Genomic DNA, 19,724 nt, shown 5'->3' with positions numbered 1-19,724 from the left:
AGGGCGTCCCGCCCTCGCTTCGGGTGTGGCCGGTCGCGTGCCGATCCAATCGCGAACGCGTCGATGAGCATTCTCTCCGTAGGATAACGTTTAGTCACGCCCGCACCGCCTGAATGCAGCGTCTCGCCGAACTGAGCATCTCGCGACTGCTGGCGCGTGCCTCGCTCGGCGGTTGTCCGGCGCGGCGGTCGAAGATCACCAGCCAGCATCGACTCGGTGACGAACAGACCCCATTGACCGCCCAATGGGTCGACCAGTTTATTGATTCCCCAATTGGTTTACTTGATTTCCGGTCAGTTTCCTGCGGTTTTCGGTCGGCTTCCTTCCGCGCCTCTGCCACTTCGCGAAACAGGGATAGACAGGGGTCAGCGTGACCGCGAGCACGTCTCGCAGGTGTATCTGCGCCCTGGCGCCGCCAACGGCACTCATGGACGCCACGAAGGCCAGTGAGTTCACGAGGAGAGGATGGTCGAGAAGGACACCATTTCGTCGTCGCCGTTGCGCGCCTCCCAGAGTGCCAGGTCGAACGGCTGCATACGATAGGGCGAATCGGCCTGCACATAGACCTTCTTCCCCCGACCATTCTCGATGCCTTATTCGAACAGTGCGTGCATCAACTCCGGCGGGCGGGTGCCGTTACGCGAGGCGATCTCCTCGATCGACTGGGCCGTGCTGGCGACCTTGAAGCCGCCGGCCTGGAGCTTGGCGGACAGACTGTCGGCACTCTCGTCCAGCAAGGGGGCGATCTCGGTCAATGGGGCGCGCTCGAAAGTCTGAAACATCCGATGCTTCATGTCGCCGCCGCCCTCGTGGCTGGCCGACAGACCGATGAGCGAAGCCGTGGCCAGCCCCACGACCGCGATGATCCCAAGTGCCGCGCGCCGCGAGAAGTAGCCCGCGAACCCGCGCCAGTGGGTGGAGATGTGGAAGACGACGAAGACGACGAAGGCCAGGCCGATCCATTCGTGGGCCAGTGTCACCGGGTCGTGCATGCCGAAGAACATCAGCACGCCGGAGACGGACATGAAGACGCCGGCGGCGATGACGGCGGGGGTGGACCACTGACGGGTATTCAGACTGAGCATTGGAAGCACCTCTTTCATTTGATTTTGCGACAAGGGCAGGGACGGAGCGCCGATGACTCAGTGCGAGGCGTACCGCGTTCCATGGGCGCTATTTCACGGCCCCCATGTGTCCGGAACTTGCCGAGAGAGGGCGGGTTTTGTGACGTTGTGCGACAACGGGCGGAGCGGACAAGCTTTGTCACGAAAATCCGCGTCGTCGTTCAACGCAACGCTCTACACTTCAGCGCATGGAAAAACAGTCGCACATCCTTGTCGTCGATGACCACGCCGAGATCCGGCAGCTCTTGCAGCGCTATCTCGGGGATCACGGCTATCGCGTGACGACGGCCGCGAACGGCGGCGAGATGCGGCGGATCCTGGCGGATGCCGCCATCGATCTGGTCGTCCTCGATCTCATGATGCCGGGCGAGGACGGCCTCACGCTCTGTCGCAACCTGCGCGCCGGACCCAATGCCACCTTGCCGGTCATCATGCTCACCGCCATGGGCGAAGAGACGGACCGCATCGTCGGCCTGGAAATGGGCGCGGACGACTATCTTGCGAAGCCCTTCAACCCCCGCGAGCTGCTGGCCCGTCTCAAGGCGGTGATGCGCCGCACGGGAACCAGCCAGGACCGTCGCTTGGACGAGACCGCCGAGCGCCTCTGTTTTCTTGGCTGGACCCTGCTGCCGGACGCCCGCGAGCTGATCGACCCGGACCAGACCCTGGTTCCGCTCAGCACGGCCGAGATCGCCTTGCTGATGGCGTTCGTGACCCGGCCCGGTCGCGTACTGAGCCGCGATCAACTGCTCGACCTCGCCCGAGGTCGCGACGCCAGGGCCTTCGACCGCGCCATCGACACCCTGGTCAGTCGCCTGAGACGCAAGCTCGGCGACCAATCGCGCGACCCGCAGATCATCAAGACGGTCCGCGGCGACGGCTATCTCTTCGCGCCTAAGGTCGAGCGGTGCGATGGCTAGACCGCCGTGTCGCCGCCGCCTGCTTCCAGCGCACCTCGATACCTTGGCCGGCCGGATTCTGGCGCTTCTGATCGGCATGTCCCTGGTGCTGATCCTGGGTGGCGGGCTCATCCTTCAGGACGAGCGCAAGGACCGCTTCGAGGAGCGTAACCTGGCCTATTTGATCGATGATGTCACCACGCTCGTCTGGCTTTTGCAGGATGCCAGCACGGACGAGCGCGCCCGCGTCATCGAGCGCTTCTCGCGTACCGGGGACCAGATCGACGTCACCGCGGCCCCCAGTCTCGGGCTCAACTGGCCCTGGCGTCATGCCGTCGAGCATGTCATCCACCACAAGCTGCGCAGCGCCCTCGGAATCGAGGATCGCGAGTCCCTGCGCGTCCGCGTGGAGATCGACGAACGTCGCGGAGACACGGAAGCGAAGCGGCCCGAGCCGCCCCCGGACGTCCATCCATCACATCAAGACAACCGCCCGACAGCGGGCATCGATGGGCGCCTTCAAGATCGTGAGGAGACGCAACCCTCGCCATCGATGGACCCTCGCCAGCTTCGCGAGAACATCCGCACGCACGACGTCAAGGCCATCGTCATCTGCGCACGCCTGCGTGACGGCGACTGGGTCAACTTCCGCACGACCCGCATCGACCAGCCGCCGCCCTGGGCCGGCAAGACCCTGCAACTCCTGGGACTACTGTTGGTCGCGGCGATCGGCACCGGGCTCTTCATCGCCCGCAAGACGGCGCGCTCCATGGCCGATCTGGCCGAGGCGGCCCATCGCTTCGGACATGGAGAAGATCCGCCGCGCCTGCGCGAGCACGGCCCGCGCGAGGTTCGCGAGACCATCCGCGCCATCAATCAGATGCAGGAGCGTCTGCACAAGCACATCCAGGATCGCTCGCGCCTCCTGGCCGCCGTCTCGCACGACCTGCGCACCCCGATCACGATCCTACGGCTACGCGCCGAGTACATCGACGACACCGACATGCGCGAGAAGACGCTCGCGACGCTGGAGGAGATGGAGGCTATCCTATCCGCCACGCTCGGCTTTGCGCGCGACGAGGCCGCGGACGAGGCCGCCCGTTCGACCGATCTCGCGGCCCTGGTACAGACCCTGGTCGATGATCACGTGGATCTCGGCGGCGAAGTCGCCTATGAAGGTCCGGAACGGCTCGTCGCCCGTTGCCGGCCCGTCTCGCTGAAACGCGCCATCTCCAATCTGATCGACAACGCGGTCAAGTATGGCGGTCGCGTGCGAGTGACCGTGCGCGAGGAGCCTGGCAGCCGCGTCATCCAGATCGACGACGCCGGCCCCGGTATCCCCGACGCGCAGATCGAGAAGGTCTTCGAGCCCTTTTTCCGTCTCGAAGCCTCGCGCAGCCGCGAGACCGGCGGCACGGGACTTGGACTGGCCGTGGCCCGAACCATCGTGCACGCTCACGGCGGCATGTTGCGACTGACCAACCGGCCGGAGGGTGGCCTGCGGGTCTCGATTCGACTGCCTGAACAGGAAAAATAGCCATCGCCAAGGAGCGCGTCATCGTCACGGATATTGTCCGCGCATTGAGGCGGATCGTTTTTTTCCGGGAACGAACCCGGCACCCAGCGTTGAGCACATCCCCCTGGAAGACGAAAACCGAGGGAACCTGATTACCCAAAGAGGCCACAAAAAACGGTCGCGGCGGCCGCCGCGCTGGTCGCCAGCGTCTTCCCGGCTCAGGCGCATTTCGCCAACCTGACGGCCTTCGGCGACAGCTACGCGGATACATGCGGCCGGCGCCGACTGGCACGCGGTCGGCGGTACCCTTGGGCTCGAGGTTCGGCTCGATCCACGGGTGCGGCTCGGAGCCGTTTTCGGTTACTCCGAGCCCGCGATCAATCTCGACGTCCAGAACGCCCACAACCGCATCCGCGGCTTACCAGATCGCCGGCTATGGCTCGTTCACCGATGTCAACTGGTTCGCCGACACGCTGCTCGCCTACGGGCGCCAGGACTTTTCGCTCGACGCTCTGACGGGCAGCGCCGGCCTGCAGGTGCGGGTGCCGGTATTGCTCTCGACCGGCCTCTACAGCCCGTTTCTCAACGTCACGGCCGAGCACGACGTCCTCGGCTCCGGCCGGACCCTGACCACTACCCAGGTAACGGCGCCGCTGTTGCCGGTGCTCACTCCGGTGCCCGAGGACGACCGCACCTACGGCAAGGTAGCGGTCGGCGTCGCCGCCGTGCGAACCGGCAACGTCAGCGCCACCGCCGCGACGGGCAATTCGCACGTCTCCGGTCCGGTCACGAGAGACGGAACCGCCCCACCCTGCTCGCCAGTTCCTGGGAGTGACCGGACAGTTCCTCGGCCGCGCGCGAGGATTCCTCAATGCTGGCCGTCGACTGCTGGACCACCAGTTGATACACGTCACAAATATCGGCAATACGCTCATCCTGGCGTTCATCGGCCTTGGCGTTGAGCCAATCACGGCGGCGGTATGGCTGCCAATCTTTCGGATGCGCGACGGTCCGACGATCATCGTCGAAGGAAACCCGTCGCGATCCCTGGCATCGGCGATAGCTAGCTATCGAACGTGATAACAGGACACGGGGGCGGATTTCAAACCCGCCCCTACGCCAAGGCCATGTCTGGATATCAGGTGCGAAGTCTATACAGTGACGTTCAAACCGAGCATTGCCGATTGGGCGGCGTCCGAACCTGTTTTACAACGGCGCGCGCCAAATCTCCCGCAACACATCCCGCTCCGAACCGCCCTCGGCCTGGAGCCAGATGGGCTGGCTGTTGAATCCGGGAAAGGCGGGGAGCGCGATCAATGCGCTTGAGCGCACGCCATCGAGATTCGCGAGCGCATCCCGCCAGCCCGACCAATCGCCCCGCTCCGGGTCCGGCACCGCCGCCGCCTTGAACCGGGAAAGATAGGCTGCGATCCATGGATGAGCGGGATCGTCCAATTCGGTCTCGGCCAGCAGATGCACGCCGGGCGGAATCGGCTGGACGCGCATCCGGCCGTCATCGCCATGACGGATCCAATAGGCCGCGCGGGGATCGGCCACAAGCAGATTGAACGGCCGATAGGCGTCAGGATGCAGATCGGCGAGCGCGCCGGCCGCCTCGCTGGCCTCGGCATGGTCCAGCGCCTCCAGCACCAGCTCGCCGCGGCTGCGCTGGCCCGATTCGCCATCCGGCATCTCCGCGCGTTCCAGCAGCGCGGCCACCACGCCGTGATCGTTCAGACCAAGCCAGCTTCCTTCGGTTTGCGGATCGAGAGTCGCGATCGCCTCGGGACGATCAGGCCAGTGGCGGGCAGGCGGCAGCGAGACGCGCGCAGCCATTGCGTCGCGGCGAGCGGCCAACAGAACCGGCCAGGGATGACCGGGGCGGCGTAGAATCATGATCGGCATGGGTAATAAGGTGATTTCCGGGAATGACTTTACCGATTTCCGTTCGTCCCGAGCCCTTCGACTGCGCTCAGGAGAGCCGTGTCGAAGCCTGTCATGACCCCTTCGGCTTCGCTCAGGACAGGCACTGTCGAATGGGACGAACGGAAATTTTCCAAAAATCGCCTAATTCCCTGACAACAGACAACTGGAAACTGAAACAGTGCTGGACAGGAATAGGCGTCGGGGACTGGGCAATGGACAGTTTCCTAACCCAGATCGCTATAACGGCGCTTGAGCTTCAGGATCTTGCTAGCGACCGTTTTGTGCAAAAAATTGAACGCCTTGCGCTGCGCCACCCGGTTATTCGTGTTGGCTTCCCCGATCAGCTCGATGCGGGCCTGAAAATAGGCCATGTCCGCCTCAAGCCGGGCGAGACGGATCCGCTGACGCTTGCGCTCGTCGAATTCGGCGGTGGAGTCGTTCTTGTCCACAATGCTCGCTGTTTGTGCACCGACACAACCGAGACCGGCGGCGTGTTCAGGATTGTGGAGAATATGATATAAATTCGCGTTCTAAAAAACAAAATCTCCCATTCAGCCAAACCAAAGCATGAGCGCAATCCTAGAATTGTTTCGGAGTTCCGGCGCCTTGTATGGCGGTAACGCGGATTTCATCGAGGATCTGTACGAGCGCTATCTCGCCGATCCCGAAAGCATCGACCTGGCCTGGCGGGTTCGTTTCGACGACATGTGCCAACCGGCCGCGAACGAGGCCGCCGAAACCCCGCATGGTCCGGTCCGCGAGAACTTCATGCGCCTGGCGCAGGAGAGCCGCTCGCGTGCCCGCGCCCGCTCGACCGAGCATCTCGAACCCGCCGCCGCCGAGAAGCAGTCCGCGGTGCTGGGCCTGATCACCGGCTATCGCTACCGCGGCCATCAGGTCGCCAACCTGGATCCCATCCATCTGCGCGAGACGCCCCGGATCGCCGACCTGGATCCGGCCTATCACAACCTGGAACCGAACGATCTCGACCTGGTCTTCCACACCGGTTCGCTCTACGCCCCCGACCGCATGCCGCTGCGCGAGATCGTCGCGATGGTCGAGCAGACCTACTGCGGCACGGTCGGCTCCGAGTATATGCACATCACCAGCACCCCGGAGCGGCGCTGGATCCAGAAGCGCCTCGAAGGCTATCGCGCCACGCCCGAACTGGACGACGCCGATCGCCGCTGGCTGCTGACCCTGCTGACCGCCGCCGAGGGCTTCGAGAAATATCTGCACCAGCGCTACGTGGGCCAGAAACGCTTCTCGCTGGAGGGCGGCGACGCGCTCATCCCCATGCTCGACGAGCTGATCCAGCGCGCCGGGCGCAAGGGTCAGCAGGAGATCGTCATCGGCATGGCGCATCGCGGACGCCTGAATGTGCTGACCAACCTCTTCGGCAAGCCGCCCACCGACATCTTCGACGAGTTCGAGGGCCGGGTTCACATGGACTGGCGCAAGATGGCCGGCGATGTCAAATACCACATGGGCTTCGCCACCGACATCGAGACCCCTGGCGGCATCGTCCATCTGGTGCTGGGCTTCAACCCCTCGCACCTGGAGATCATCAACCCGGTCATCGAGGGTTCGGTGCGCGCCCGCCAGCGCCGCCGGCTCGACCGCGCGGGGAATCTGGTTCTGCCGGTGCTGATCCACGGCGACGCGGCCTTCGCCGGCCAGGGCGTGGTGATGGAGACCCTGCAACTCTCGCAGACCCGCAGTTATTCGACCGGCGGCACGGTCCACATCGTCATCAACAACCAGATCGGCTTCACCACCAGCCACCCGCTGGACGCGCGCTCCAGCGCCTATTGCACCGATGTCGGAAAGCTGGTTCAGGCGCCCGTGTTTCACGTCAACGGCGACGACCCGGAGGCGGTGATCTTCGTCACCCGCATGGCGCTGGATTTCCGTAACCAGTTCCACAAGGATGTCATCATCGATCTGGTCTGTTATCGCCGTCTCGGTCATAACGAGGCCGACGAACCGGCCGTGACCCAGCCGATGATGTACGCCAAGATCCGCAACCATCCGACCCCGCGCGCCGTTTATGCCGACCGGCTCGTCGCCGGGGGCGTCATCGAGAAAGACGCGGTGGACGCCATGATCGCCGACTACCGCGATTCGCTCGAACAGGGCGTGGTGGTCGCGCGCCCGGTGCTCTGCGGGCTCGATCATCTCTATCGGGTCGACTGGGGCTTCTGCCGGGGCACCGACTGGGATCAGGATCTGGACACCGGCGTCCCGCTCGCCAAACTCCAGGCGCTCACCGAAGCCATGCTGCGGCTGCCCGAGGGCTTCGCGCTCCATCCGCGCGTCGAAAAACTGTGGGACGAGCGGCGCAAGATGGGCCAGGGCGATCAACTCTTGAACTGGGGCTTCGCCGAGAATCTGGCCTATGCGACCTTGCTCGACGCCGGCATCCCGGTGCGTCTATCCGGGCAGGACGTGGGGCGTGGCACCTTTGTCCACCGTCACGCCAAGATCCACGATCAACTGACCGGCGACTCCTATACCCCACTTCAGCATCTGAGCGACACTCAAGGTGCCTTCATCGCCATCGACTCCATCCTCTCCGAGGAGGCCGTTCTCGGCTACGAATACGGCTTCGCCACCGCCGAGCCCACCGCGCTCACTTTGTGGGAGGCGCAGTTTGGCGATTTCGCCAACGGCGCGCAGGTGGTCATCGACCAGTTCATCACCTCCGCCGGAACCAAATGGGGTCTGTGCTGCGGGCTGGTCATGCTGCTACCGCACGGTCTCGAAGGTCAGGGCGCGGAACATTCCTCGGCGCGCATCGAACGCTTCCTACAACTCAGTGCCGAGCACAACATCCAGGTCTGCGTCCCCACCACACCGGCGCAGATGTTCCATCTGCTGCGTCGCCAGATGGTGCGCGACTACCGTAAACCGCTGATCGTGATGACGCCCAAAAGCCTGCTGCGGCATCGTCTGGCGGTCTCCTCGCTGGACGAACTCGCTGGCGGACAATTTCAGACGATCATCCCGGAGATCGATCCCATCGACCCCGCCGGGGTGGAACGGCTGATCTTCTGCTGCGGCAAGGTCTATTTCGATCTGTTGGAGGCCAGACGCGCCCGCAGTCTGACCAATGCGGCCATCATCCGACTCGAACAGCTCTATCCCTTTCCCAGCGAACCGTTCGCCGCTGCGATCGATCATTACGGCGCGACCGAGGAAATCGTCTGGTGCCAGGAAGAGCCACAGAACCAGGGCGCCTGGGACCAGATCAAGCATCGCTTCCACAATCTGATCCAGATGGGCAAACGCCCCTATTATGTCGGACGCGCCAGTTCCGCGGCCCCCGCCGTCGGGCATCGCGCCGCCCATGTCGAGCAGCACGAACGGCTGATCGACGAAGCCCTGACCGGCCAATTCAACCCGAAAATGAACAAAAGGATCCCCCCGCAATGAGCCGCGAAGTCCGCGTCCCCGCACTCCCCGAATCCGTCGCCGACGCCACCGTCGCGGCCTGGCACAAACAACCCGGCGACCAGGTCCGGGAGGGCGAGAATCTGGTCGATCTCGAAACCGACAAGGTCGTGCTGGAGGTGCCCTCCCCCGTGGACGGCGTGCTCGGCGCGATCCAGGCCCGCGAGGGCGATCTCGTGCAGGCCGACGCCGTGCTCGGGCTCATCGAGTCCGGCGCGCGCAAGGCGCCCGGCACGCCGCGTCCCAGCGTCACGTCGCCTTCCAGCCGGGCGCCGCTCGAATCCGTCGCCCCCATGAATTCGCCGCCCCAGCGACCGCGCCCTGGGCAGGTAATCGCCCCCGCCGCCCGCCGGCTGGTCAAGGAGATGAACCTGGACCCTCAGCAGATCCCCGGCAGCGGCAAGGATGGCCGGATCCAGAAGACCGACGTGGTGCAGTGGCTGGACGAGCGCGAACAGGCGGCGCCCGAGCACGACCCGGACGCGCTCAATCTCAGCGAAGCGCCCGCCCCCAGTCTGACCGGCGAGGCCGGACGCCCAGAACAGCGGGTGCCCATGACCCGTCTGCGCGCGCGCATCGCCGAGCGGTTGGTCCAGGCGCAGCAAAACGCCGCCCTGCTGACCACCTTCAACGAGGTCAACCTCAAGACGGTGCTGGAACTGCGCGAGAAGTACAAAGGACTGTTCGAGACCCGTTACGGCACGCGTCTGGGCTTCATGTCCTTCTTCGTCAAGGCGGCGGTGGACGCGCTCCAGCGCTTCCCCGCCATCAACGCCTCGGTGGACGGCGACGACATCGTCTATCACGGCTATTTCGACATCGGCATCGCCGTCAGCTCCCCGCGCGGACTGGTCGTGCCCACCCTGCGCAACTGCGACCAGTTGAGCATGTCCGACATCGAACAGGGCATCGCCGACTTTGGCCAGAAGGCGAAAGACGGCAGCCTGAGCTACGAGGAACTCACCGGCGGCACCTTTTCCATCACCAACGGCGGCGTCTTCGGCTCGCTGCTCTCGACGCCCATCCTCAACCCGCCGCAAAGCGCGATTCTAGGGATGCACAAGATCCAGGAGCGTCCCATCGTGGAGAATGGCCAGATCGTCATCGCCCCCATGATGTATCTGGCCCTGACCTATGATCATCGGATCATCGACGGACGCGAGGCGGTGCAATTTCTGGTCGCGATCAAGGAGATTCTGGAAGATCCGGCAAGGTTGCTGTTGCGGGTGTAGCGGAGGCGCGGACGTCGATTGGAGTCCCTGATGCGTCCGTTCAGGGGAAACACGGCGGAAACCCGAGACAGACCACGTTTTTCCCTTTCCCGACATTCAGCGAATAAACGTGGTCGGTCCCTGAATTTCACTGAATTTCACTGAATTTCACTGAATTTCACTTACACGAAACTGATATGGAAGAACTGACAACACCACCCTTACAGAAGAGAAAAAGGAGAAAGACTCCGTTACCCCCTCCAGATATGGGTGCGCATAGGAGGAATGCCCGCAAAGCCTCTGATAAGCTGAAAAGCGGGGAACGCCTCTCAGACGAAGAACTTATTTCTCTCTTCAAAGCAGACTATATCGAAAATGAAAAATTAGAAAAAGTAATATCATTATATGGCCAAGATGAATCATTAAAACTCTTTGCGGGTTTTGACTGGAGCAGAAAAAAAAGGCTAGTCGAAATTCAATCAAGAATAATTTGCCTAAACATTGAACTAGAGCTTATCGAATATTTCAAAAAGCATCCAGAACAATTATATACAATATCGCCTAGAAAGTTCGAAGAGTTCGTTGCAGCCGTATTCCGAAATCATGGCTTTGAGGTTCAGCTAACACCCGAAACAAGGGATGGTGGCATGGATATTATAGCGGTCCATAAATCTCCTTTAACTGGAAGCACCGTAAGCTTGATTGAATGCAAAAGATATACCCCTGATAACAAGGTTGGGATAGGAGTTGTTCAAAGGCTTTTGGGAAATGTAATACAACAAGAAGCCCATAAAGGCGTGGTAGTAACCACCTCATTTTTCACTAGAGATGCCATTGCTGTATCAAAACAATCAAGAAACATACTGACTTTAAGTGATTACTCTTCCATCATGTCATGGTTAACGTCAGTATAAACTTTCTAAAGGAAACCCTGGACAGACCAGGTTTTTTCATTTCCCGCCTTTCAGCGAATAAACATGGTCTGCCCCTGAATTTCCTCCCTCTTGTTCCCCGCAATCTCACAAAGTCGTTGACGATGCGCCGGTTTTCAGATAATAAAATCTGTACTCTTGTACCGGAACGGCCCCGGTTTAGTCTTGACGTTAGGGAACTTCATGCACTACATCCTCAATCGTTTCATTCTCGGTGACACTCGCGAAGTGTTGATCTCATCTGACCAGTTCTCCGAAACAGCTAACGCCCATGAGCGCATGCAACTCACTATTGCGTCAGAAGAAAAATTCGATGCTGTTGCTCGAAATTACCTCGACTTTGAAAGCGACATGCTGACAAGCTCTCTTGAGACCGCTCTTGTTGGCTTCGGGCAGGGCATGGAGCAAATGGGAATTCGTCGGTTACTAAATCGAAAGCTCTCCAACCTCCTCAGCGCAACCCGCTCATACGTCGACTTCATTCGTCATGCTACTAAGATCGTCCTTCCTAATGAAGCCGACTCGAAAAAAATTGCAGAGCTATTTTCCGAACACTATGACACATCCCTGGCATATCGCACCCTTGATGTGCTGCGAAATCATGCTCAACACGCCGGCTTTCCCATTCAAAGCATTGAGTACACAACAACGGCGTTGCATGAAATGCCAGGTACATCCCTAAAGAAGACCATCGCACCTATATTGAACATCGAAGAGCTTGAGCAGAACAAGGAACTAAAAAAGTCTGTGGTAAGTGAACTCACTCAACGCGGCAAGAAGGTAAATTTAAAATGCTTCGTCCGCGAGTACGTTGCATCAATGGCCAGTATCCACGAACACTTCCGCGAACTCGCCTCGCCTATATTTTCCAAAGACGCCCTTTTTATCCAAGAACTTGCCAAAGCGTTTCCATCATCGACCGGGACTACAGAAATTCCTGTTCCGCTATACGCGGCATCGTTCGACGGGGCGCAGTGCATAAAAAAAATCTATCTTGGTGACGGTCTGCAAAAATACGGAGCGTTCCTTGCGGCCGGGAATGCTCACTTCACTCGCACAGGCATTTACTTCGTATCTGGAGAGTCAGAGAAAGATGATACCTAACCAGCCCTTTTTAAGGTGCAAAAATACGACATTTAATATCATAAGGCTTAGCCCGGTAGGCTGGGGTGAGGAACGAACCCCAGCAGACGCCAACGTTGATACCGGGGTTCACTCTCGTTCACCTCAGCCTACGGACTCCAAGGCACGGAGCCCGGTTCAACAAGGCGCTCAAACAGACCTCATTGACACAGGAGCGACCTGCCAAAAGCGCGGAGCCGTTTTTTTGGCCCTGCCAGTGGCAAGTTTAACGTTAAGTGTAGCAGGTGAAATGAGTCCAACAGTCTTCAAGGAAAGCGGGTATAGATTTTTCGGTAGTGCCCCAATCTATAGGATCTAAAATCTGACTGGATTTATTCAAACATGAATCACTGCCCAACTTGCAACACCACCAAGATCGTGAAGAATGGATTTAATGCAACCGGAAAGCAAAACCATCTTTGTCGGGAATGTGGCCGTCAATTCGTGATTGACCCCTTAGTTTCAGCGATTTCTGAAGAGACCAAATCGCTGATCGATCGACTGCTTCTTGAACGGATTGCGCTTGCTGGTATCGCGCGTGTTGCAAATGTCTCTGAATCCTGGTTGCAAATCTATGTCAATCAAAAATACGAGGGCGTTCCGCGCCAATTAAACGTGCCAAAGTTGTCTGATTTTCGACTGGTTGTCGAGTGCGACGAACTGTGGTCATTTGTTTTGAAAAAAGATGAAAAACAATGGGTTTGGATCGCGAAAGATCGTGACTCTGGATATGTTGTCGGACTTTATATCGGATCTCGTGGCATTAAGGGTGCGCAAGGATTATGGAATTCATTGCCACGCGATTATCAAGAATTGGCCGATTTCTACACCGATTTTTGGGAAGCTTATCAATCCGTTTTTCCAGAATTCCGTCATTACGCTGTCGGTAAGGAATCGGGAAAGACAAATCATATCGAACGATACAACTGCACACTCAGGCAACGTATTTCCAGGCTCGTACGAAAAGCACTTTCTTTCTCAAAAAAGCTTGAGAACCATATTGGAGCTATTTGGCATTTTGTCCATCATTATAATAGCACTCTCTCAGTTAAAGCTCATTCGTGAAATCATATAGAGAAGGGCACTACCGATTTTTCCTCTTCTCAAGAGAAGAGGAAAGGATGCATGTCCATGTCGTATCTGGTGAGGGAGAAGCTAAATTTTGGCTTGACCCTGACATTGAGCTTGCAAGGAATCACAAATATTCAGGAAAAAAACTAAAGCAAATAGAGTCACTCGTCGAGGTCAATTACAATGAGCTTGTTAGCGCATGGCAACAGCATTTCAAATGTGGAAGTCACTAACATTTCCACGCATGGGGTATGGCTGCTAGCCCATGAAAAAGAATTATTTATGTCATATGATGATTTTCCATGGTTTAAAGAAAAGACCGTCAAATCAATCATAAATGTAGAAGAGCAATCGCTTGATCATTTTTATTGGCCCGATTTGGATGTTGATTTAACTAGAGAAATTATTGAGCATCCAGAACGATTTCCACTTAAGTCAAAAAGCACATAACAAGTCGCTCAAGCCAACCCAGCGCGACCGACGAATGACCTTCGAGCGATGGCCAACCAAACCGCTACCATTGAATGGCGAGAGCCCTTACCTGAAAAAGCTGAATGCTGACGCTATCTTTCAGGATATTCTGAATAGACAAAATGTACCGGGAAAGAGGCGAGTGACCTTTCCGGCACGAAAACCGATCGTCGAACAAGTTCCCGCCAAACAATCGGTGTAAGAACGGACCCCGCAGACGGCGCGGCGCTCATTCTGAAGGTTGTGTCAGCGGGGCCGCTTAAGGCGAATTCCGGAAAATGACTTTGCCAAGCGTCAAATCCCGTAGGAGCCCGCTTGCGGGCGACAGGTGGGCGTTCTTGGGGCAGGTCACGTCGCCCGCAAGCGGGCTCCTACGGGTAGGATCTTTCACGGGACGCTCGCGAAGCCGATCTACCCCGCGTTCGCATGGATCAGGTTGACGTAATAATTCGTTTGCTCTGGATTCGCCCAATAGCCGCCATGATCATATACATGCAGGGCGGGATTCATGATAGTCGCCGAGTTGGGGCTGAAATCGTGGATCTCGAACCGGAACCTCGCCTGACCATTCGAGACCTCATCGACCCGGCGCGCCAGCGAGGCGAGCGGTGACATGGACTCCGGGCCTTTGAAACCCAAGGCTGCATCGTGCTCGTTGACGCGAAACGCTCCGCCCAAAACCTCATCCGCGCGCGAGGTAGAGATGTGCAGGTTGGACACCCCAAAGGCGGCCTCCGGAAAGTGATATTCCTCCAGGCGCTCGGGGTTATGAAAGACATCGTCCTCGACGGCGGCGGCGAGCAACAGGGAATGATCGACGCGCAAGGTCGACTTCTCCCGAAAGAAGCGCTCCCCCAGCACCGCCAGACAACGCAGCACCACATGCGCGCCCAGCGAATGGGACACCAGCGAGATGGATTGCGGGGCGGCGGTGGTTTGGGATTCGCTCAATAAATTGTAGAGCGCCACCCCGGAGAGATGGGCATATTCCTGAGCGGTGTTGAAAAAAACTGGACCGGTATCGCCAGGCCAGGTAAAGAGCAGATAGACACAGGACGCGGGATCGGTTCCATCCCGCATGATCGAATCATGGAGCTTGCCGAAAAACTCCTTGGCCGAGCGGAGTGCGTCGTCCGGCAGGTTGTTATAGCCGTGGGTGAAAACCACCAGGTGTTTGTCCCGGAATTGATCGAGACCGCCCGTCGCAAAGCGGAATTGGCTGTGGATGTCGAAACGCGGCCGATCGTTCTGCTGCGTCGTCTCGCCCCGGCATCCCGCCACCAGGAAAGGCTGTTGCAGATCCTTGGCGAAGTGAGCGACCCGTGCCGCGTTTGGCATGGCGCGCGGGGTTTGACGTTTGACATATTTGCCCATGACGCTCTCCACTGTGCAGTCGAAGGTTTGGAATGGGCGGTGGTGTCAGACCAGCCGATGCGTTTCCGTTCAACCTGAACCACGTCCATCATGAAGCGTGATCGACGACGTTTCGGCTGATCGGCCAGGTTGGCATGAACACATGACCGCGATAGCAGACGCGATCTAAAGGATAGAACATCCGCAAGGGTCCGTGTTTTCTCAAGGTGACGACCGCTGCGAAAACGTCGGCTCGCCGCGCCTGCCGGATCCTTTAGGAGAATTCCGGACAAGCGTCAAACCCCGTAGGTGCCCGCTTGCGGGCGACGGGTGGCGCACGGAAGGCTTTCTGGCGAGTCACGTCGCCCGCAAGCGGGCTCCTACGGGTAGGCTCTTTCACGGAAACCGCCTTAGCCAGCCGCCGTGTCCAGGCCTGGCGCAGCCGTCTGGGGCCAGCCCGGCTCCGGCAATCCACCCTCGGTCATGATCGGACGGATCGCGTGCAGGATGTTGGCGAACAGATGGCCATGCCCGGCCTCCTCGCGGGCGAGCAGCACCTTCATGTGTTCGCGCCGGGTCGGCATGGAGAAACAGGCGGGACAGGAATCCGGAATGACCGGCAGGCCGGCCCGCACGGCATAGTCGGCGGTCTGACGCTCGCGACAGTAGACCAGCGGGCGGATGACGCGGACGTCGCCTTCCTGGTTGGTGTAATGGGCCTTCATGGTCCGCAGTTGGCCGCCGTGGAACAGCGACATCAGCAGGCTCTCGGCCAGGTCGTCCAGATGTTGCCCGAGCGCGAGGACGTTGTAGCCCTGTTCGCGGCAGATGCGGTACATGATGCCGCGCTTCATGCGCGAGCAATAGGCGCAGAAGGAATCTCCGTCCATGTGCTCCCGGGCCTGTTCCATCAGCGGTTGCTGTTCGTAATGCCAGGGGATGCCGAGGGTGTCGTAATAGTCCTTGAGCGAGCGGGGATCGAAGCCCGGCACCTCCGGGTCGACGGTCAGCACGGCGAGGTCGAAACGCACCGGCGCATAGGTGCGCAGATGACGGAGGATCTGGAGCAGCGAGAGCGAATCCTTGCCGCCGGAGACGCCGAGCAGAATCCGGTCACCCGCGCCGATCATGCGAAAATCAGCGATCGCGCGTCCGACCAGACGGAGCAGCGATTTGGGTGGCTTGAGAGAGTTGGGGATGGGTATGCTCATGCTGATGACAGGTGTATCTGACGCCCTGATTCAAGAGTGATAGAGGATAACGATAGGTCTCGACCTGCCATTCCAGCGGCGTCGCGGTCAGGATCATGCAGGAAGGCCCGCCGTGGGTACGCGAACGCCCGGCCGCGCCAGGGTTGAGAATCCAGGGCCGGGCGTCGACATCCATCGTCAGTCGATGACTGTGTCCATAGACGATCGCCCGGGCATGCGAAAAACGTCCGCGCAACAGGCTGTGACGATCGCGCGCATTGGTCTGATGACCATGGATCACGACCAGATGTCCACCGGGCAGCGGCTGATCCAGCCATTCCGGCAAATGCACGAGAAGCTGACGATCTTCCTCCGGCCATTTGCGCGCGACATCGTTATTGCCGAACACCGCCAGCACGCGCCCCAGCCGGGGCTGAAGCTGAGCAAGGATGGCGGCATGTCCGATGTCGCCACCATGCACGGCCAGATCGCATTGGCTCACAAGCTCCTGAATGCGCGCATCGAGCGCGCCGTGCGTATCGGACAGGATGGCGACACGCACGCGCTCCATGCTCGCGATCTCCGCCGGAAGAGACTGGCCTGGTTTCACCGGCTCAGGCCATGACCAGCGCCAGCTTGCCCGTCACATGCCCCTGCTCGATCAGCGTGTGCGCCTGCGCGGCCTGTTCCAGCGGAAAGGTTTGGGAGACCTGGATACGCAGTTCGCCGTTATCGATCAGATCGCCGCAGCGACGCAGAATTTCGCCCTGATGGGCGCGCGCGCGCGGGAGGCTCCGAAGCATTGGGGTCAGCATCAATTCAAGACCGATGCGCAGATTGCGCAGACGCGCCTCCTTTAGATCCAGCTCCGGACCGGGATCCAGAATCGTCACCAGATCGCCATACTGGGCCATGGCCGGAATGGTCCCGCGAAAGACCTCGGGGCCGACCGTGTCGAGAGCAATGTCCACGCCCTGCCCCTCGGTCCATTCCATCACGGATTCGACCAGATCCTCCTCCCGATAATTGATGCAGTATTCGGCCCCGAGCGCATGGGCGAAGTCGGCTTTTTCCGCACTGCTGACCGTGGTACAGACACGCGCGCCGGCCGCCCTGGCAAGCTGGATGGCGACATGCCCTACCCCGCCCGCGCCGCCGTGGATCAACACCCGCTGCCCTTCGACGAGCCGCGCCCGGTCATGCAGCGCCTCCCAGGCGGTCAGCAGCACCAGCGGGGCGGCCGCGGCCTCGACCATGTCGATCGCGCGGGGCCTGGCCTGCGCCAGATGCTGATCCAAAACGATATATTCGGCATAGTTCCCGACGGATCCGCCGAGCCCGCCGTGACAGAACCAGACCTCGTCGCCCGGTTTGAAGCGGATCACCGACTCGCCCACGGCCTCCACCACGCCCGCGCCGTCACAGCCCAGAATCGCGGGCAGCCCCTCGGGCGCCAGCGGGCCGTTGCGACGGATCTTGGTATCGACCGGATTGACGCCAGCGGCGCTGAGCTTGACCAGAATCTCTTCCGGTCCCGCGATCTCGGGGCGGGGCCGTTCAACCCATTGCAGGACGGATGGTTCGCCGGTCTCGCGCATCTCGATTGCTTTCATCGGTTTCTCCGGAGTGACTCGCGTTGAATCCATCTTCATCATGTAGGGGCGCGGGCAAGGGCGCAACAGGTGCAACGCGCGGGCGATCGCCGCACGCGCAAGCTTAATGGACGAATCACGCTTGACGATTCCGACGATCGACGAACGCCAACTGGCTGGCGATCGTCTCGACCGCCGGCAGCCGGACGCCCTGTCTGGCCGCCTCGCGTAGCGGTCGACGGTATAGATACTCGATCTCCAGTTCGCGCCGGGCCAGAAAATCCAGACGCATGCTGGGCGCATAGGACGCCATCCGTTCAGTGGACTCCAGCAGCTTGCGCGTAAAATCATCCTCGAACGGCGCGCCGCAGGCCGTGGCGCCGACCGCGACCTCCGCCATCAACCGTTCCGCCAGCGACCTGGCATCCGGGTCCGCCATGAGGACATCGGTGTTCGCCTCCAGCAGAACCGACAGACCGTTGAAGGGGATATTCCAGGCGAGTTTTCGCCAGCGGGCCTGGGTCAGCGAGGGCAGCGATTCGACCGCGACCCCGCCCGCGGCAAACGACTCCATCAGCCGCGGGATCCAGTCGCGCCCGCGCTCGTCAAAGGGGGCAAAGCTGACCTTACCGTAATCGAGATGCGCGACGTGTCCGGGACCGACCTTGTTCGAGCACAGAAAACACAGACCCGCAATCAGGCATGCCTGGGGAAACGCCTCGGCCAATTCATCTTCCATGGTCAAGCCGTTCTGGAGATTCAGAATGACCGTCCCGTCGTGGATCAAGGGCTTGAGCAGTTCCGGCAGACGACGATTCCGGGTCGTCTTGAGCGCGATGCAGACCACATCGCTCGGCGGAATCGGCTCCGATGAGGCATAGACCTCGACCGGGAAATGATGCCGGTTGCCGAGCGGCGAATCGACGTGCAGTCCCTGCTGGCGGATGAAGTCCAGATCGCTGCGCGCGACGAAACGCACCACGGCCCCGCCCTGGAGCAATCGCGATCCGTAGAAACCGCCCACGGCGCCAGTGCCGAGGATGGTGAAGGTCAATGGCGAAGAAGTCATAATAATTGGCGGTTGGCGGTTGGCGGTTGGCGGTGACACAAAAAGGCCGACCCGATGGCCGGCCTTTTCTGGCATCCCTGCTCTCGACTGCGCTCTCTTCCTTTGTCGAGAGCGTCTTCAGCGCTGACGCTGGTTCATTGAACCTCGATGCGACGCCGCTCGGTCTTTTCCGTCTTCGGCAAATGGATCTCAAGCACGCCATCCTTGAACTCGGCCTCGGCCTTGACATCCTCCATCGCGACTTCTGCCGGCAGCCGGATCGTCCGGCTGAAACGCCCATGCGCGATTTCGGAACGGAAATAGGCGCCCTCCTCCTTGGTTTCCTCGTGCCTGCGCTCGCCCTTGATCGTCAGCATATCGCCCGCCAGATCCACTTCGAGGTCTTTCTTCTCGACACCCGGCACCTCAGCCCGGACCAGAACCTCGGCCTCGCGGTCGATCACATCGATCATCGGGGTGATCTCGAACGCCGTCTCCATCCCGCCCCACTCCGGCCACAGCCCACGGAACGGATGCAACCAGCCACGCCGCAATCCACCTCGTGTCAAGAGATCGTCGAAAGCGCGATCCATTTCGTCGAAAAGAGTCATTTCACGACGCGGAACCGCCTCGGCGAGCTCGGTGCGTTTGGTTTTCATGACACTCCTCCTCTTCTTGATTCCTAACGTAATTATAGCCCAAGCATGCGAGTCTGCAGAGACGCGCGACCAGGGTGCGGCAGTGCTCGTCTTGGCGTCATCCGCCATCGTAGGAGCCCGCTTGCGGGCGACATGACCTGCCAAAAGCCTTGGCTCT

Annotated in this window: 19 protein-coding genes; 10 read left to right on the top strand and 9 right to left on the bottom strand. The window is 60.0% G+C overall.

The window, feature by feature from the left end; all coding sequences use genetic code 11:
- Positions 1–593: 593 nt before the first annotated feature.
- On the bottom strand, positions 594–1,085 hold the full coding sequence (locus THIVI_RS18675) for a DUF4405 domain-containing protein (RefSeq protein ID WP_014780091.1): 492 nt from the start codon (positions 1,083–1,085) through the stop codon (positions 594–596).
- A gap of 227 nt (positions 1,086–1,312) precedes the next feature.
- Here THIVI_RS18675 and THIVI_RS18670 point away from each other — a divergent pair, with 227 nt between their 5' ends.
- Together THIVI_RS18670 and THIVI_RS18665 are read left to right on the top strand one after the other, a co-directional pair.
- Complete coding sequence (locus THIVI_RS18670) at positions 1,313–2,044, top strand: response regulator (protein WP_014780090.1); 732 nt, start codon at positions 1,313–1,315, stop codon at positions 2,042–2,044.
- A complete protein-coding gene (locus tag THIVI_RS18665) occupies positions 2,037–3,560 on the top strand; it encodes an ATP-binding protein (RefSeq protein WP_014780089.1) in 1,524 nt (507 codons plus the stop codon). Before THIVI_RS18670 ends, THIVI_RS18665 begins: the two co-directional genes overlap by 8 nt.
- 765 nt (positions 3,561–4,325) lie before the next feature.
- On the opposite strand, the gene THIVI_RS26100 is transcribed toward THIVI_RS18665, so the two are convergent.
- A complete protein-coding gene (locus THIVI_RS26100) occupies positions 4,326–4,448 on the bottom strand; it encodes a hypothetical protein (protein WP_281054899.1) in 123 nt (40 codons plus the stop codon).
- Between the two features lie 297 nt (positions 4,449–4,745).
- Positions 4,746–5,444: an NRDE family protein gene (locus THIVI_RS18660; protein WP_014780088.1), complete on the bottom strand. Its 699-nt coding sequence runs from the start codon at positions 5,442–5,444 to the stop codon at positions 4,746–4,748.
- Positions 5,445–5,467: 23 nt separating this feature from the next.
- On the opposite strand from THIVI_RS18660, the gene THIVI_RS24900 reads away from it, so the two are divergent.
- The 8 genes from THIVI_RS24900 (at position 5,468) to THIVI_RS24015 (ending at position 13,704) form a co-directional block, all read left to right on the top strand.
- Complete coding sequence (locus tag THIVI_RS24900; RefSeq protein ID WP_157174508.1) at positions 5,468–5,986, top strand: hypothetical protein; 519 nt, start codon at positions 5,468–5,470, stop codon at positions 5,984–5,986.
- Between the two features lie 46 nt (positions 5,987–6,032).
- On the top strand, positions 6,033–8,900 hold the full coding sequence (locus THIVI_RS18650; protein WP_041447095.1) for a 2-oxoglutarate dehydrogenase E1 component: 2,868 nt from the start codon (positions 6,033–6,035) through the stop codon (positions 8,898–8,900).
- On the top strand, positions 8,897–10,150 hold the full coding sequence (gene odhB, locus THIVI_RS18645; protein ID WP_014780085.1) for a 2-oxoglutarate dehydrogenase complex dihydrolipoyllysine-residue succinyltransferase: 1,254 nt from the start codon (positions 8,897–8,899) through the stop codon (positions 10,148–10,150). Before THIVI_RS18650 ends, odhB begins: the two co-directional genes overlap by 4 nt.
- A gap of 176 nt (positions 10,151–10,326) precedes the next feature.
- Positions 10,327–11,043, top strand: coding sequence for a restriction endonuclease (locus THIVI_RS24030; RefSeq protein ID WP_014780084.1), 717 nt, complete (start codon positions 10,327–10,329; stop codon positions 11,041–11,043).
- A gap of 201 nt (positions 11,044–11,244) precedes the next feature.
- Positions 11,245–12,165, top strand: a complete 921-nt coding sequence (locus tag THIVI_RS18640) for a hypothetical protein (protein ID WP_014780083.1) — start codon at positions 11,245–11,247, stop codon at positions 12,163–12,165.
- 360 nt (positions 12,166–12,525) lie between these two features.
- The gene (locus THIVI_RS24025; RefSeq protein WP_014776653.1) at positions 12,526–13,248 is read left to right on the top strand and encodes an IS1 family transposase; all 723 of its coding nucleotides are present in this window, start codon (positions 12,526–12,528) and stop codon (positions 13,246–13,248) included.
- A 56-nt stretch (positions 13,249–13,304) separates the two neighbouring features.
- The gene (locus THIVI_RS24020) at positions 13,305–13,487 is read left to right on the top strand and encodes a DUF4160 domain-containing protein (RefSeq protein WP_157174507.1); all 183 of its coding nucleotides are present in this window, start codon (positions 13,305–13,307) and stop codon (positions 13,485–13,487) included.
- Complete coding sequence (locus THIVI_RS24015) at positions 13,438–13,704, top strand: DUF2442 domain-containing protein (protein WP_014780081.1); 267 nt, start codon at positions 13,438–13,440, stop codon at positions 13,702–13,704. Before THIVI_RS24020 ends, THIVI_RS24015 begins: the two co-directional genes overlap by 50 nt.
- Before the next feature lie 432 nt (positions 13,705–14,136).
- On the opposite strand, the gene THIVI_RS18630 is transcribed toward THIVI_RS24015, so the two are convergent.
- The 6 genes from THIVI_RS18630 to THIVI_RS18605 form a co-directional block, all read right to left on the bottom strand.
- Positions 14,137–15,099, bottom strand: coding sequence for an alpha/beta hydrolase (locus THIVI_RS18630; RefSeq protein WP_014780080.1), 963 nt, complete (start codon positions 15,097–15,099; stop codon positions 14,137–14,139).
- Between the two features lie 389 nt (positions 15,100–15,488).
- Positions 15,489–16,289, bottom strand: coding sequence for a tRNA 2-thiocytidine(32) synthetase TtcA (locus THIVI_RS18625; protein WP_014780079.1), 801 nt, complete (start codon positions 16,287–16,289; stop codon positions 15,489–15,491).
- The gene (locus THIVI_RS18620; RefSeq protein WP_014780078.1) at positions 16,216–16,839 is read right to left on the bottom strand and encodes a metallophosphoesterase family protein; all 624 of its coding nucleotides are present in this window, start codon (positions 16,837–16,839) and stop codon (positions 16,216–16,218) included. The genes THIVI_RS18625 and THIVI_RS18620 overlap by 74 nt, the downstream gene beginning before the upstream one ends.
- Before the next feature lie 43 nt (positions 16,840–16,882).
- Positions 16,883–17,881 carry a zinc-dependent alcohol dehydrogenase family protein gene (locus THIVI_RS18615; RefSeq protein WP_014780077.1) on the bottom strand — a complete coding sequence of 333 codons (999 nt, stop codon included), beginning with the start codon at positions 17,879–17,881 and terminating at the stop codon, positions 16,883–16,885.
- Between the two features lie 115 nt (positions 17,882–17,996).
- Positions 17,997–18,914 carry a 2-dehydropantoate 2-reductase gene (locus THIVI_RS18610; protein ID WP_245537311.1) on the bottom strand — a complete coding sequence of 306 codons (918 nt, stop codon included), beginning with the start codon at positions 18,912–18,914 and terminating at the stop codon, positions 17,997–17,999.
- Between the two features lie 149 nt (positions 18,915–19,063).
- Positions 19,064–19,675 (bottom strand): Hsp20/alpha crystallin family protein, encoded by a 612-nt coding sequence (locus THIVI_RS18605; protein WP_245537310.1) that lies wholly within the window; start codon positions 19,673–19,675, stop codon positions 19,064–19,066.
- Positions 19,676–19,724 lie beyond the last annotated feature (49 nt).

Origin of the sequence: Thiocystis violascens DSM 198, from assembly GCF_000227745.2 — a bacterium.
Taxonomy (GTDB): domain Bacteria; phylum Pseudomonadota; class Gammaproteobacteria; order Chromatiales; family Chromatiaceae; genus Chromatium; species Chromatium violascens.
This window is presented reverse-complemented; position numbering and strand designations above follow the sequence as displayed.

Bases quoted from the DNA above. Each gene is read 5' to 3' on its own strand.
- THIVI_RS18675 (WP_014780091.1), bottom strand. From the start codon at position 1,085: ATGCTCAGTCTGAATACCCGTCAGTGGTCCACCCCCGCCGTCATCGCC.
- THIVI_RS18670 (WP_014780090.1), top strand. From the start codon at position 1,313: ATGGAAAAACAGTCGCACATCCTTGTCGTCGATGACCACGCCGAGATC.
- THIVI_RS18665 (WP_014780089.1), top strand. From the start codon at position 2,037: ATGGCTAGACCGCCGTGTCGCCGCCGCCTGCTTCCAGCGCACCTCGAT.
- THIVI_RS18660 (WP_014780088.1), bottom strand. From the start codon at position 5,444: ATGCCGATCATGATTCTACGCCGCCCCGGTCATCCCTGGCCGGTTCTG.
- THIVI_RS24900 (WP_157174508.1), top strand. From the start codon at position 5,468: ATGACTTTACCGATTTCCGTTCGTCCCGAGCCCTTCGACTGCGCTCAG.
- THIVI_RS18650 (WP_041447095.1), top strand. From the start codon at position 6,033: ATGAGCGCAATCCTAGAATTGTTTCGGAGTTCCGGCGCCTTGTATGGC.
- odhB (WP_014780085.1), top strand. From the start codon at position 8,897: ATGAGCCGCGAAGTCCGCGTCCCCGCACTCCCCGAATCCGTCGCCGAC.
- THIVI_RS24030 (WP_014780084.1), top strand. From the start codon at position 10,327: ATGGAAGAACTGACAACACCACCCTTACAGAAGAGAAAAAGGAGAAAG.
- THIVI_RS18640 (WP_014780083.1), top strand. From the start codon at position 11,245: ATGCACTACATCCTCAATCGTTTCATTCTCGGTGACACTCGCGAAGTG.
- THIVI_RS24025 (WP_014776653.1), top strand. From the start codon at position 12,526: ATGAATCACTGCCCAACTTGCAACACCACCAAGATCGTGAAGAATGGA.
- THIVI_RS24020 (WP_157174507.1), top strand. From the start codon at position 13,305: ATGCATGTCCATGTCGTATCTGGTGAGGGAGAAGCTAAATTTTGGCTT.
- THIVI_RS24015 (WP_014780081.1), top strand. From the start codon at position 13,438: ATGAGCTTGTTAGCGCATGGCAACAGCATTTCAAATGTGGAAGTCACT.
- THIVI_RS18630 (WP_014780080.1), bottom strand. From the start codon at position 15,099: ATGGGCAAATATGTCAAACGTCAAACCCCGCGCGCCATGCCAAACGCG.
- THIVI_RS18625 (WP_014780079.1), bottom strand. From the start codon at position 16,289: ATGAGCATACCCATCCCCAACTCTCTCAAGCCACCCAAATCGCTGCTC.
- THIVI_RS18620 (WP_014780078.1), bottom strand. From the start codon at position 16,839: ATGGAGCGCGTGCGTGTCGCCATCCTGTCCGATACGCACGGCGCGCTC.
- THIVI_RS18615 (WP_014780077.1), bottom strand. From the start codon at position 17,881: ATGAAAGCAATCGAGATGCGCGAGACCGGCGAACCATCCGTCCTGCAA.
- THIVI_RS18605 (WP_245537310.1), bottom strand. From the start codon at position 19,675: ATGGCGGATGACGCCAAGACGAGCACTGCCGCACCCTGGTCGCGCGTC.